This window comes from Halorhabdus utahensis DSM 12940 (genome assembly GCF_000023945.1).
Taxonomy (GTDB): domain Archaea; phylum Halobacteriota; class Halobacteria; order Halobacteriales; family Haloarculaceae; genus Halorhabdus; species Halorhabdus utahensis.
On the sequence record NC_013158.1, the window covers coordinates 1902542 to 1915459 of the forward strand.

At 60.9% G+C, this 12918-nt stretch carries 12 protein-coding genes and 1 pseudogene; 5 read left to right on the forward strand and 8 right to left on the reverse strand.

The genetic code is table 11. The annotated features are described in order from the left end of the window. Positions 1–108: 108 nt before the first annotated feature. From HUTA_RS09250 to HUTA_RS09265, 4 genes are all read right to left on the reverse strand, one after another. Positions 109–1344 (reverse strand): MBL fold metallo-hydrolase, encoded by a 1236-nt coding sequence (locus HUTA_RS09250; protein ID WP_015789634.1) that lies wholly within the window; start codon positions 1342–1344, stop codon positions 109–111. Between the two features lie 93 nt (positions 1345–1437). After that, positions 1438–3060 carry a gamma-glutamyltransferase family protein gene (locus tag HUTA_RS09255; RefSeq protein ID WP_015789635.1) on the reverse strand — a complete coding sequence of 541 codons (1623 nt, stop codon included), beginning with the start codon at positions 3058–3060 and terminating at the stop codon, positions 1438–1440. A gap of 41 nt (positions 3061–3101) precedes the next feature. After that, the gene (locus HUTA_RS09260) at positions 3102–4352 is read right to left on the reverse strand and encodes an OFA family MFS transporter (RefSeq protein WP_015789636.1); all 1251 of its coding nucleotides are present in this window, start codon (positions 4350–4352) and stop codon (positions 3102–3104) included. Positions 4353–4579: 227 nt separating this feature from the next. Beyond that, positions 4580–5584 (reverse strand): transcription initiation factor IIB, encoded by a 1005-nt coding sequence (locus tag HUTA_RS09265; protein WP_015789637.1) that lies wholly within the window; start codon positions 5582–5584, stop codon positions 4580–4582. A 270-nt stretch (positions 5585–5854) separates the two neighbouring features. On the opposite strand from HUTA_RS09265, the gene HUTA_RS09270 reads away from it, so the two are divergent. Then, a complete protein-coding gene (locus HUTA_RS09270; RefSeq protein ID WP_015789638.1) occupies positions 5855–6694 on the forward strand; it encodes a TrmB family transcriptional regulator in 840 nt (279 codons plus the stop codon). 134 nt (positions 6695–6828) lie between these two features. On the opposite strand, the gene fer is transcribed toward HUTA_RS09270, so the two are convergent. Next, entirely contained in the window at positions 6829–7218 is a 390-nt protein-coding gene (gene fer, locus HUTA_RS09275) for a ferredoxin Fer (protein ID WP_015789639.1), read from the reverse strand. Positions 7219–7546: 328 nt separating this feature from the next. Between fer and HUTA_RS09280 the strand changes: the two genes are divergently transcribed. The 4 genes and pseudogenes from HUTA_RS09280 to HUTA_RS16120 all read left to right on the forward strand — a co-directional run. Beyond that, positions 7547–7927, forward strand: coding sequence for a hypothetical protein (locus tag HUTA_RS09280; protein WP_015789640.1), 381 nt, complete (start codon positions 7547–7549; stop codon positions 7925–7927). A 386-nt stretch (positions 7928–8313) separates the two neighbouring features. Then, positions 8314–9537, forward strand: coding sequence for a Fic family protein (locus tag HUTA_RS09285; RefSeq protein WP_143920354.1), 1224 nt, complete (start codon positions 8314–8316; stop codon positions 9535–9537). Between the two features lie 100 nt (positions 9538–9637). Continuing rightward, positions 9638–10165, forward strand: a complete 528-nt coding sequence (locus tag HUTA_RS09290) for a hypothetical protein (protein WP_015789642.1) — start codon at positions 9638–9640, stop codon at positions 10163–10165. A 74-nt stretch (positions 10166–10239) separates the two neighbouring features. Further along, positions 10240–10338: pseudogene (locus HUTA_RS16120) on the forward strand (DUF7342 family protein); the annotation flags it as partial. Positions 10339–10520: 182 nt separating this feature from the next. Here the strand turns inward: HUTA_RS16120 and HUTA_RS09295 are convergent. From HUTA_RS09295 to HUTA_RS09305, 3 genes are all read right to left on the reverse strand, one after another. Next, positions 10521–10946, reverse strand: coding sequence for a group I intron-associated PD-(D/E)XK endonuclease (locus tag HUTA_RS09295; protein WP_015789643.1), 426 nt, complete (start codon positions 10944–10946; stop codon positions 10521–10523). 103 nt (positions 10947–11049) lie between these two features. Then, positions 11050–11544, reverse strand: coding sequence for a hypothetical protein (locus tag HUTA_RS09300; RefSeq protein ID WP_015789644.1), 495 nt, complete (start codon positions 11542–11544; stop codon positions 11050–11052). Between the two features lie 271 nt (positions 11545–11815). Then, positions 11816–12904, reverse strand: a complete 1089-nt coding sequence (locus tag HUTA_RS09305) for a DUF4268 domain-containing protein (protein ID WP_015789645.1) — start codon at positions 12902–12904, stop codon at positions 11816–11818. Positions 12905–12918: the final 14 nt, after the last annotated feature.

Genomic DNA, 12918 nt, shown 5'->3' on the forward strand with positions numbered 1-12918 from the left:
TGTATGTCTCTCGTTCCGGGACAACAACGCGTATTTACTTAAGGTGCCGCCCCAGGACGGCAACTTGCCGCACGCCCGTCTCGTCGATCACGTCCGGTGGTCGGTGGACTATCGGACTTCGACCGTCTCGCCGATAGAGGGTGCCGTCGCGTCGAACCCGTCGCCGGCGAGTTCGGCGGCGAACTGCTCGCACCTGTCACCGTGATTGACGAGGAGTTGCGTCTCGCGGTAGGCATCGAGGAACGCGTCGAGGCCCGCACGGTCGGCGTGCGCGGAGAAGTCATAGGACTCGACCTGCGCGGCGACTGGCATCCGCTGCCCGTCGATCTCGGCGCTGCCCGTCTCCAGCAGGTCCCGGCCCGGCGTCCCCTCGACCTGATACCCCGTGAGCGCGATCTTGTTGACCGGCCGATCCCGAATTTCGGGGATGTAGGTCATCGCGGGGCCACCGCTGAGCATCCCGCTGGTGGTGACGATCGCCGTGTTCTGTGCCGCGATGCGTTTCCGCTGGCCGTCGCGACCGTCGACGAACCGGGCGTGTGATTTGGCGCGCTGGAGGGCGTCCGGATCGCGGACGAACTCCGGATGCCGGCGGAGCATCTTTGTCACCCGCTTTCCCATCCCGTCGACATAGCAGGGGATGTCGTGGGCTTCACAGATCATGAGCATCTCCTGGGTCCGACCGATGGCGAAGGCGGGGATCACGACGGTGCCGCCCTCCCACAGCGTCGTCTTGACGCTCTCGGCGAAGCGCTCCTCAAGGGTCGCCCGGTCCTCGTGGGAGACGTCCGAATAGGTGCTCTCGGTGAGCACCACGTCCGCGTCAGGGCGTGCGGTGGTTCCTGCGACCAGCCGTTGGTTGTCAGTGTGAAAGTCGCCGGTGTACAGCAGTCGGGTTTCGCCGTCGTCGACGAGGACGTGCGCGCTGCCGGGGATGTGGCCGGCGTTGAAGAAGGTGACCTCGTGACCGGCTACCTCGAAGGGCTCGCGATAGCCGTGGGTCTCGCTGACCTGGGTGACGCGCCTGACGTCGACCTCCGTGAAGGGACAGTCGTAGGTGCCGCCGTGGAGCTTCAGGGTGTCCCGGGCGAGCGTCAGCGCGAGTTCCCGGGTCGGCGGCGTCCAGTGGATCGGCGGGCGTCGGCTCCCCGAGAGCAGCGACGGGATCGAGCCGACGTGATCGAGGTGGCCGTGGGAAGCGACGACGGCCTCGGGGTCGACGGTGCCGACGGGAAACTGCGGCGGCGTCTCGGTCTTCATGCCGTAATCCAGCAGCAGCGACTCGTTGACGAGGATCGCACTGCGACCGACCTCGCCAGCGCCACCCAGAAACCGGAGCTTCATTCGCGTCGTCGTTGTGCGTCGCCGGGTTTGGGTTCGTCGTTTCGCGTCGTTGCTCGGTCCGGGGCGGCGCGTTCGCCGGCGGCCCCCTCCCACTCAGTAGCCGACGGCGTTACCGTCCTTGCGCGGTTCGGTCGCGGCCGAGAGTGTCCCGCCGTCGTTGCGGACGAGCTGTGCGCCGCCGAAGTACTCGCCCGTGAGCACCCGGACGTCGTGGCCCTTCCGGACGAGTTTCGCCGCCGTCTGTGAGTCGAAGTGGGGTTCGACCGCGAGCGTGCCGTCCTCGCGGTAGCGCCAGCGCGGGCGATCCAGCGCGGCCTGGAGGGGGAGGTCGTGATCGACGAGGTTCGAGAGCACCTGGACGTGCCCCTGGGGCTGCATGTATCCGCCCATCACGCCGAAGGCCGCCCAGTCGTCCGCGCCCAGGCGGGCGAGCGCCGGGATCAGGGTGTGGAACGGCCGCTTGCCGGGTGCGAGCGAATTGGGGTGGTCGGGATCCAGCGAGAACGACGCCCCGCGGTTCTGGAGCGCGATCCCGGTGTCGCCGGCGACCAGCCCGGAGCCGAAGCCGGCGAACCGGGAGTTGATGAACGAGACGACGTTGCCCGCGTCGTCGGCCACACAGAGCAACACCGTGTCGGCGTCCTCGGCGTTCGCGCCCGGGACGCCGAAGGTCACGTCGTCGCTTGCCGTTTCGTCGATGTCGGCTGCGCGTTTCTCCGCCCAGGATTGGGAAGCCAGCGGCGGGTGGTTCTCGAATTCCGGGTCGGTGATGTAGCGGTGGCCGTCGTGGAAGGCTCGCTTGGTCGCCTCGACGAGGTAATGGACGGACTCCGGCGAGTCGATCGGGTGATCGCCGGCACCGACTTCTGCGGCGATGTTCAGCGCCTCCAGCGCGATCAGCCCCTGGTTGTTCGGCGGGAGTTCGAACACCTCGACGTCGCCGTAGGTGCTCAAGACGGGCTCGACGAACTCGGGTTCGAACGCGGCGAGGTCCTCGGTCGTGAGGAACCCGCCGTGATCCTGGACTTCCCTGGCGATGGCTTCGCCGATCTCCCCCTCGTAGACGACGTCGGCCCCCGCCTCGGCGACCCGACGCAGTGACTCCCCGAGTGCCGGCAGGTGAACCGTCTGGCCCACGCTGGGTGCCTCGCCGTCGAAGAGGTAGGTCCCGCGGGCGTGGTCGTCCTCGAACAGGTCCTCGCCGTGTTCCCACGCCGACGCGATCCGCTCGGAGACTGGATACCCCTCCGTGGCGTACCGGATCGCCGGCTGGAGCGCTTCGGCGAGGGACACCCGGCCGAAGCGCTCGACGGTGGCCTCCCAGCCCCGCGCGGTTCCGGGCACGGTGACGGTGTGGGGGCCGGTGAACGGCATTTCGACGTCTTCCGGGGCGGTGTCGTCCGCGCCGGCGACGGCCTCACGGACGGCGTCGATCGTGGCCTCTTGGGGGGCCGGGCCAGAAGACCGCATTGCGCCGACCTCGCCATCCGCGGTCCGGTAGGCCGCGAAGACGTCGCCACCCAGGCCCGTCGAGGTGGGTTCGACGACGTTCAGCGCCGCGGCGGTAGCGACGGCGGCGTCGAAGGCGTTGCCGCCGTCTTCGAGCACTGACAGGCCGGCCTGGGCGGCCAACGGCTGGCTGGTCGCGACGACGCCCCGCTGGCCGTAGACGGTCGACCGACGCGAGGAGAACCGATCGAGATCGGGGGATGGCATACCCCCATCGTGGGCTTCAGGGATCAAAAAGTCACGTCCACTCAGCGTTTGTCGGCGTCAGGTGGCGACGGCGCGTCGAGTCCGAGGGCAGCCACACCTGCCAGGACGGCCAGTGTGCCCCCGAGCAGAAACGTTTCCGTCCAGCCGACGGCGACGACGGCGGCACCCGTGACGGTCCCGCCGAAGACGCCGCCCCAGATCTTCCCGGAGTAAAGCAGGGCGTAGTTCGCACTCGAGTGTTTCTCGCCGTAGTAGTCACCGACGACGCTGGGGAACAGCGTGAACTGCGGGCTCCAGAAGAAGGTGGCGACGACGACTGCCACGACGAAGGCACTCCCCATCCCGCTGACGCCGAAGTACGCGACGGCGAACAGGCCGAGGCCACAGAGCGTGAACGCCCCGGCCATCGCGTTGGTCCGATCGACCCGGTCGCTGACCTCACCCAGCACGAGTCGGCCGATGCCGCCGGCCAGCGGAAGGAGGGTCGCGGCTGCCGTGGCGATCACGCCCGCGAGTCCCAGGTGGTCGGCGTAGGAGACGATCTTCTCGGTCAGCATGAGGCCGGCCCCAGAGACGGCGACGAACATGGCGTACATGAGCCAGAACTGCCGGGTTCGGACCATTTCCCGCCAGGTGAACTGTGGGCCCGTGTCGGTGACGCTGCCGTCGGACAGCCATCCCTCGGGTGGGTCCCGGAGGACCAGCGCACCGACGAGCACGACCGCGAAGATCACGACGCCGACCTGCTGGAGGACGCCGACGTATGCCGTCACGGGCGCACCCGCGCCGGTATTCGCCCGAACGTAGGGGACCAAGGCGGCGCTCCCCCCCGCGAAGGCCATCGTACCGACCCCCGCGGTGAGTCCACGCCGGTCAGGGAACCACTTCAACGCGGTGTTGACGGCGACGGTGTAGACGATGCCGACGCCCAGGGCTCCCAGCGAATAGGCGAGATAGATCTCCCAGGTCGTCTCGGCCACTGAGAGGCCGAGGTAGCCGCCGCCGGCGAGGATAGCCGCGGCGACACTCACCGCGCGGGGACCGTGTCGATCACGCCACCACCCGACCGGGAACTGGCTCCCGGCCTGGACGACGACGAACAGCGTGAACACCGTCGACAGTGCGGCGCTGTCGATCCCCAGGTTGGTCGCGACTGGATCCCGGAGACTGCTCCAGACGTACTGGTAGGGGCCGACGACGGCCATCATGGCCGCGGCCGCGAGCACCAGCCACCACCGCGAGAACCCGAGGACGTCACGGGCACGGGCGGCGTGGTCGACCTCCTCGTTCATCGCCGTCCCCCTCGATCGGTTCCCGTCATGACTCCGGACGTTCGGAGCCACGGGCCCCGATCCGATTATACCTGTCGTCACGCCGGCCGGCGACTCGACCGCCCACACCGGGCCGCGTCTCGACCGTTCAGATCCGGCCGGTGATGGCGCTCGCTCACGCTGTTTGGCCGCTCAAGACAACAGTAACCCAGAATCAGGGTCGGCCGGGCCCGCCCGGCGTTGCTGAATCAGTTGCCGCCACGCTCGCTGCGGGCGTCGATCTGCTTGCCTTCGAGTGCTTCGAGCAACTCGGAATACCGATCCCGGATCGTGACCTCGCTGACGTCGGCCGTCTCGGCGACTTCCCCCTGGGTGATGCGGTCGCCGGTCAGCAGCCCGGCGGCGTAGATCGCGCCGGCGGCGAGGCCGGTCGGGTTCTTCCCGCTGTGTTCGCCCGTCTTTTTGAGTTCCGAGAGGAGGTCCCGTGCCTGTCGTTCGAGGTCGTCGTCGAGGTCGAGGTCGGACGTGAACCGTGGCAGGTACTCCGCCGGGTCGGCCGGGGCGATCCCGAGTTCGAGCTGGCGGGCGAGATACCGGTAGGCGCGAGCGTACTTCTGGCGGCGGACGCGACTGATCGGTTCGAACTCGTCGAGACTCCGGGGCGTTCCGGCCTGGCGAGCGGCCGCGTACAGCGAGGCTGTCGCCATCCCCTCGATCGAGCGGCCGGGCAGGAGATCCTCGTCGAGCGCGCGCCGATAGATCACGGACGCGGTCTCGCGGACGTTTTCCGGCAGCCCCAGCGCACTCGCCATGCGGTCGATCTCACCCAGCGCTTGTTTGAGGTTGCGATCCCTGGAGTCCGTGGCGCGAAAGCGCTCGTCCCAGACCCGGAGGCGACTCATCTTCTCGCGCTGGGACGACGAGAGCGTGCGGCCGCTGGCGTCCTTGTCCGCCCAGCCGATGCTCGTCGAGAGCCCCTCGTCGTGGAGGAGCTTCGTCGTCGGCGACCCGACCCGGCTGCGCTCGTCCTTTTCCGAGGGCGTGAACGCCCGCCACTCCGGCCCGTGATCGATGGCGTCACTCTCGACGACGATTCCACACTGCTCACAGACGCGCTCGCCGCGCCCATCGTCGGTTGTGACTGTGCCGCCACACTCCGGACACGTGTCGACGCGACCGGACTGTTCGCTCTCGAGGTCCCGTTCGCTCGCCTGGTGCTCGGATACCGTTCGTACCGAATTGGTTCGTGACATGATCGTCCTGGCGCTCGCTTCCTGTATCCATCCGTAGTCGATGCGAGCATTTAGGTGTTACGTCTATTTTTTATCCTAGTAAAAACAGAGTCGGGACTCCGATCGTACTATGTGTAACCGAATTCCGCCGTCTGGACCGGGATATCGATCGTTTCAGGGCTCGACTGGCCGGCCCATCTCCTCCGTCTGTTACGATATGCGTAGAAACGTCCAAAGGATTATTCAGACGGAGGGCCAATTGCTCCTAATCGATGGCGTGTGTACACGACAATGACAGGGGAACAATCTGAGTCGACTGCGGAGGATCGATCCGTCGTCGAGGAGGTTGTCGGGTTACTCGAGACGCTGGATTTTACCGAATACGAGGCCCGGTGTTTCGTCGGGCTCGAGCGGATCTGCCAGGGGACGGCAAAGGAGGTCAGCGAGGTCGCCGACGTCCCACGTGCCCGTGTCTACGATTGTATGGATGGCCTCAAGGAACGTGGGCTGGTCGACGTCCAGCAGGGAACGCCCCGGGAGTTCCGGGCCGTCGATCCCGACGAGGCGGTGTCGATGCTCGATCGGCGGCTCTCGACGGTGCTCGATCGGATCGGCACGCTCCTCCCACGACTTCAGCCGCCGGCCGCAGAGACGGAGGACGGCGACGTCTGGGTCATGGAGGGCGACGCCGAGGTCAGCGAGCGCATGGAAGGCCTGCTCGACGACGCGACCGACGAGGTCTTGCTTGCCATCGCGGTCGAGGAGTTGCTGACCGACGAGTTACTCACGGCGTTGCGGGCGGCCAGCGATCGCGGCGTCGAGATCGTCATCGGCTCGCCGGCCGAGTCCGTCCGGGAGCGACTGCGAACGGCGCTGCCCGATGCCCGTGTGCTGGAAACCTGGACGTGGTGGGACTCCCACCCGATCCAACCCGGGGCCGTGAGTGCGATCCTCATGGTCGACGGCGCTCAGTTGCTCGTCAGTGCCGACATCCAGACGTCGCTGCCCGGCGTTCGCAAGCACCGCGCGGTCTGGACCGACGGCGATACCGCGCCACTGGTGGGAATGATGCGCCCGCTGCTCGCCGACGCGATCCAGCGCGGTGAGGAACGGGCGGAAGCGACATCGTAACGGTCTCAGCACAGTGCCTTCGCTTGGGCGTTCAGTACTGTATAGGCGGGTTAGCGGACCAAAATTCAGCCTCCTCGCTGCTCAGTTGAACACTGTCAATCGAGACGGGCTCGTTCTCAAATATTACCGGAAAATTACACGTAGCTGTACCAATCCAGATTCAGATGTTTGGCGTTGTAGATGATCTTGGTGTCGTCTTCGACTGGCGTCCCCCCACAGGTCAGTCGAACGTTGTCCTCTTCTTTCTCCTTTTCTGTGATGATTTCCTGATCGGGCATTTCGATCTCGCCTTCGAGAACCTCTGCACCACAGACCGCACATTTTCCCTCACGGCAATAAAACGGCCAATTAAATCCCTCGTCTTCGGCTGCATCGAGAATGAACTCTCCCTCTTCGACCTCCAGGACGCCGTAATCTTCGTCCTCGAGGTCGGCGGCGGCAGCCTTCTCGAAAATGTCTTCGTCCTCGATACTCCATTCGTTCTCGTCCACGACATCGAAATTGAGGTATTCTACTTCGGGCATCTCCAAACAATTCAATCCCCTGGAATATAGTACTTTATCAATCTATTTGTCGGTTCTTTTGATAATCTTCATCAATATTCCACTCTTTTTCGGGGGCGACATTGGCTTAGCCCGCTCAGCAGCGTTACGACGAATCGCAGCGTACCGCGACGTGAAATCCACAGAAATCTGACTGGCAACACTTCGATTCTGCCGCCGTCTTGCGTTCGACATTGCATGCGAAAGCGACAACGGGTACAAATAACCCTGGCATTTATATATCTAATATATGTAATTAGGACTGCCTCAACCATTGAGACCAGTGGAGGCACCAACACGGAGCTCTACAATGTCACAGAACCGACCCGCAGAACCCGACATCGATGAACTGTCCGATACAACCGTCCAGCACAAGACCGGTTCGGGCTACTCGATCACTGGACACACGACCGACGACGGCTTCGCGGTCCACTACGAAACGCCGGACCGGCACGAACCGTACGGCGACTGGGACTGGATCGCGGTCTACCGCGGCAACGAAGTGCCCGACGACGCTGACCTGGGTAATTACATCAACTGGAACTGGACGTGCCCGAATGAGCAATGTGGCCACACCGGCATTGCGACGATCCCGAACGCGGCCCACGAATCGGGAGAGGCCTACACGCTTGTGTACTTCACCTGGAAGTGGAACGTCGTCGCGACGGACACGATCACCGCCCCCGCCTGAGGCGGACTCCTGCCTCGATTTTTCGTCCGTTCGCACCGAATCTTGCGGTCGATGCTTCGGCACATCCACCGTTGAAACAGTCTTTTACTGATGGGCCCACTCGGGGAACTTCCAGAACGCTCTGGCGCGCCAGCGATGGAGACGACTGAGCGTACAGTGCTGAAAAGCGGCTTGAGTTGTGTTGAAATAGTGACCAAAATTTGAGGGGATCATCATCGCAATGTAGCGCAATCCCTCTCTGGACAGCATCCCGGCCAAGCAAGGTCTCGCCCAAGACGTTTGCCACAGCCAAATCAAGCTAGCTCCCCCCACTGCCACCTAGACAACTCCAGAATTAGCAAACCGATCCCCAAATGTCTTTACTAACAGGGGCGAACACCAGTGTAATGCAAGACGGATTCGATCTTCCTGAACGAGCCCCCGGGATGTATCGCCCAGTGCGTTCCGACAGGGGCGTCCCGTTCGGGAAGTTCTACAAACCGGATCCGCTGCCGCCGGACCTCGCCCTCTCCGATACGGTCCTGAAGCACGTCGAGCGGGCCGCTCACGCACTCGGCCGGCTCGACGGATTCCGCACTCAAGTCGACGCAGCAGCGACCGTTTTTCGACCGCTCCTGTACAAAGAAGCCGAACAGTCCTCACAGGTCGAGGGAACACAGGTAACGACGACCGACATGTATCGAGCAACAGCCGCCGGGGATACTGCCGCTCGAAGCCGCGATGTCCAAGAGGCACTCAACTACGTCGAAGCCCTCCGGGAAGCGAGTGCTCGTCTCCTCGCGGCGGGGCGCTCCCGGGAGAACATCACCGCGGATCTCATCAAAGACCTTCACGAGACGGTCATGGAAACCGGATATACTGACGAGGCGGATCCACTTCCCGGCCAGTTCCGTCCTGACTATGCCTGGATCGAGGAGTCGAACGAGCCCTGGAAGCAATCCGTTCGATTCGTCCCGCCGAAGGCTGCCATGGTCGAATCGATGATGGCCGACCTCCTCTCGTACGTCCAGTCCTCCTCAAAATATCCAGCGATCGTCGACGTTGCACTCGTCCACTACCAGATCGAAACGATCCATCCGTTCACGGACGGCAACGGTCGGGTCGGTCGCCTCGTCGCATTGCTCCTGTTGGTCGCCTGTGACCTGCTCACGACACCGCTGTTTTACATGAGCGCATATATCAAGGAAAACCGCGAGGAGTACACCGATCGATTGCTGGCCGTCAGTGAGGACGGTGCCTGGGAGGAGTGGCTTCAATTTTTCATCACTGGAATGAGGGACCAGGCCGAAGAAGTCCTCAGCCGTGCGAGCCTCCTCCACGAGCTACACGAATCGTACGGAGCACGATATGCGTCTGGCCCACAATCCGTGCAACGACTGCTGGAAGTGCTCTTTGAACAGCCGTATCTGACTGTGCCGACCGCCGCAGAGCGGATCGACATGTCGTACCCAGCAGCCAACAGTGCCGTGGAGCAACTCGTCGAAGATGACGTGCTTTCCCAGGTGGACACGAAAGAGCGAAACCGGGAGTTTGTCGCCATGCAAATCATGGACATTGTCGAACGAGACGCGGCCAATCTACCCGCCCCGTCATCCGTACTGCGGTCATAGTTTGTAGGGGTAGGCAGGCGTCGGTCTCTCCGTCCATCGACATCGAACAATAACGTAAGCAGGATGAAAGATATATTACGAATCTTCGCATAATTGTCCCATGCAGTTCGATCACAAGGGTTCTTCCAACCAGCGTATCACTATAGAGGACGTCGACCATTTCCCGAACAAAGAGAAGGGGATGTTCGGAGAATTTCTAAGCGGGATTTACCTTAAAAGTCAAATCAGGCAAACTCCTTCACTTCTCGCCGATATTGAGATCGAGAACGCTGATACCAAAATCTGGATTTCACATGTGAATGGCCCGAGCGTTGTCCAAAGATTGAGTTTTCTGGATGACGACAGCGATAAAGAAGTCTCATGGGAGCCTGATTTCAGCTTCGAGGCCACGCTACCAGACTACGATGTCAGTCGACGTATCTTTATCGAGGCGAAGACCGGATCTTCTAAGCTTAAAGGAGATCAACGTCGAGCAATACAATTAGCTGCCGAGCAGAAAGCTCCTGAGAGGAAGACTGGACTATCTCAGCCCACAAGTCCAGACAAGAGGCTGGTGTACTTTTGTCAGGTGCAATTAGAGCGAACCGCGATAGAACTCACCTACAATCGGATTTCACCGGATCAGTAACCGCACCGAATAAATCGATATGAAATCTGTTTCAGCGTGATCCTTTTCGATCTATACTGATTGAGTTGAATGACGCCGATCTCGGGATCGTCATCTGCCACGAGGGCCGGCCGGTGAGGTACGAACGCAATGACGACTACTTCGAGTGGCGGCGAGTGAACGAACTAGCTCGGGGAACTTCCAGAACGCTCTGGCGCGTCAGCGATAGATGCGCTGGTACGAACGGCCGTGAGATGGTGGATTAGGAGCTACTGAAAATATCCGGTCAAATATCATCTCTCCCCAGTGGTGCACGCCGTGCTATTCAGTATGAGTATGATTGATGTGGGAGTCCTCCGTTTATCGGCTCTTCGTGTTAAGAGGTTTCGCTATCGGTAAGAGCAGAGAGCGCCCGATCAAGGGTATAGTCATCCATCAGCTTGGCCCGTTCAGCATTGACCTCGTTCATCTCGTCCTTCGATCTAGTGTTGATTCGGAATTCCGAGCCGACTTCTTCATCTGAGACGTAGAATACGGCGTCTTCTTCAAACACGTACCCGGCGAAGAGGTCGACATCGCCATCCTCGTACCGGTCGGTGAACAGCCGGTACTTCCACGGCTTGTCGCCGTCCTGATTCGCCTTCTTGACCTGCACTCTGTGAAGGTCATCTTCGCTGTCCGCGACGAGGTCGTATTTGTATTCTCCGTGGGTATACGAGACGCGACATCCTTGCTCAACCAAATCCGCCGCAACCTCGAACTCTGCTAATTCACCCTGAACGTGCCCTTCGTTTCTTGCCATTATTATCAAATCTCAACGTCAGTTGACTTAATGATACGGGCGCACTCGCCAAGCTGGGTGAAATCCATTATCTCTGAGACATTTACCGTCGGAAGAGTTCGTTTCAGCTTGAGGATTGGAGCGGAGCCGGCAAGACGAATTGGAGAGTTACACCACTTTGATCAGCTAGCTCTAGCAGCCTCTGCTTGGCGTCTGCATCCCTGTCCCGTCGAAACAGGTCGTAGTTAGAGAAGACAACGCACCGGCAATCAATGTGGCCGGAAAGAGTCCCGAGCCGTTCAATGTCATCAGCAATTTCGTGGTACTTGCTGTCCTTGTCGTCGGGCCGGTAACGAAGGTAGTTCGTGTTCTTGACGTACTTGAATTCGAGTGCTGTAGACAGATCGGACGGATTGAACTCCTGTGTCCCGCCAACAACCCGAATCTCAATGCTGTCCGAGAACATACCCATGTCAAGCCGTTCTTGTCCGCCAATTGGGAACGCTGTCCCTCCAACCTCGCACTGTGCGCGATCAATCTCTGTGGTTTCTCGATAGTGCGCAGTATATGCTTCGTGGTTCGTGATATTGCCCTTCGCTCCTGACGACTCTTCAACCATCACAGTAACTACAGAAACTGGTTGCAGTAGTGTATTCAATCGGGAACGGATATCCTCAGCGAGGGCTCGCTCATCGCTAAAGTTGGCTGGATTTTCCAGGAATGACTCTGCAGTAGACTCGATTGCGAGATCGAGAGCCTGACGAATACGGGACATAATGATCTTAAGATCTGGAACTGACAAAAGATTCCCCCCACATCTCCGATCCATCGTCGAACATAGTCTGCGTAGACGCTCTTTCCATCACTAAGGGCAATTCTTTCCCGCCGTTCTATTGTAATTCCTCGTTTAAAACTGGCGTCAGTTGTTCATGGAATTCCACCAGCCGGTCAACGGCCCACACTTTGAGATCCTCGTCTTCCAGAGCGTCGTCCAGTGGGCCCACCTCACGTTTGACATAGAGTCGCGTGTACCCGCTACTGCCGTACTCTTCTGAGTGGATCTCTCCGGAAATGTCCAGTGAACGGTCTTCGATTGCCGACTGCATCGTCTCAAGCATTTCCTCGTTCCGTGCGGACTCGTCAAACTGAAAGTTCATCACGACGTGGAACTCCTTGTCGCCAGGATCCCCTTTGAAGTGCCACACGAATTCGACATCCGTGTGGCCGGCCGGAATCGTGAGCCAGCTGTCGCTACTGGCACTCCTGCTGGTGACCCCGGGGAGTTCTTCTTTAAATCGTTCAAGCACCTCGCCGAAGAACCGTCTATACTTCTTCTGTTTCGCTGACTCTTCCTGCTCCTTGATTTCTTGCGTCTCGTCGGCACCGATGATCGTCGGGACGAACATCTCGGTGTCGTTCTTCTCGTAGTAATCGAATTCGACGCAGTTGATCTTCAGGTCGTGTGCGTCCCGTAGCCACCGCGTCATTCGCCGGACATCGTCGGTCATCGTGTACGCGACCAGCATGAGCTGGGGCGACTCCAGTCCCTCAGTGAACTCCCGTTCGAAGTCGTCGATGTCAAATCCCGAGTCTTCCTCGTGATCAAACGCCCCGTAGAGTTCCTCCAGCGACTCGTAGTCGGTAAGCTCGAAAAATTCGTCTTGGTCCAGTCGGGCCAACGAGGACGCATAATCAAAGAGTTGGGTCACGGCAGATCGGGGCGACCGGTCGCGTTTGAACTCGATCGTCGTGAGCGTCCCGCGTTTGTCACAAACAAGTAGATCCGGCTCCTTGCCGGTCGGCAACTGGAGCTTACTCCCAAGAACGACGTTCTCTCGGGTCGTGAGCGTCCCCATCACTAGCCTCGGATCACTGTGGATCACCTTGTGTAGGTCGTCCTCTAGATGTTCCTCGCTGTACTCCACCTCCTCCAAATACTCGATCTCGTCATCCTCGCGGCGGAAGCCGATCAATGACATTACCGATAGATGCG

What these genes read in the sequence shown, in the direction of transcription:
- HUTA_RS09250 (WP_015789634.1), bottom strand. Translation starts at nt 1,344, where the DNA reads ATGAAGCTCCGGTTTCTGGGTGGCGCTGGCGAGGTCGGTCGCAGTGCG.
- HUTA_RS09255 (WP_015789635.1), bottom strand. Translation starts at nt 3,060, where the DNA reads ATGCCATCCCCCGATCTCGATCGGTTCTCCTCGCGTCGGTCGACCGTC.
- HUTA_RS09260 (WP_015789636.1), bottom strand. Translation starts at nt 4,352, where the DNA reads ATGAACGAGGAGGTCGACCACGCCGCCCGTGCCCGTGACGTCCTCGGG.
- HUTA_RS09265 (WP_015789637.1), bottom strand. Translation starts at nt 5,584, where the DNA reads ATGTCACGAACCAATTCGGTACGAACGGTATCCGAGCACCAGGCGAGC.
- HUTA_RS09270 (WP_015789638.1), top strand. Translation starts at nt 5,855, where the DNA reads ATGACAGGGGAACAATCTGAGTCGACTGCGGAGGATCGATCCGTCGTC.
- fer (WP_015789639.1), bottom strand. Translation starts at nt 7,218, where the DNA reads ATGCCCGAAGTAGAATACCTCAATTTCGATGTCGTGGACGAGAACGAA.
- HUTA_RS09280 (WP_015789640.1), top strand. Translation starts at nt 7,547, where the DNA reads ATGTCACAGAACCGACCCGCAGAACCCGACATCGATGAACTGTCCGAT.
- HUTA_RS09285 (WP_143920354.1), top strand. Translation starts at nt 8,314, where the DNA reads ATGCAAGACGGATTCGATCTTCCTGAACGAGCCCCCGGGATGTATCGC.
- HUTA_RS09290 (WP_015789642.1), top strand. Translation starts at nt 9,638, where the DNA reads ATGCAGTTCGATCACAAGGGTTCTTCCAACCAGCGTATCACTATAGAG.
- HUTA_RS09295 (WP_015789643.1), bottom strand. Translation starts at nt 10,946, where the DNA reads ATGGCAAGAAACGAAGGGCACGTTCAGGGTGAATTAGCAGAGTTCGAG.
- HUTA_RS09300 (WP_015789644.1), bottom strand. Translation starts at nt 11,544, where the DNA reads ATGGTTGAAGAGTCGTCAGGAGCGAAGGGCAATATCACGAACCACGAA.
- HUTA_RS09305 (WP_015789645.1), bottom strand. Translation starts at nt 12,904, where the DNA reads ATGTCATTGATCGGCTTCCGCCGCGAGGATGACGAGATCGAGTATTTG.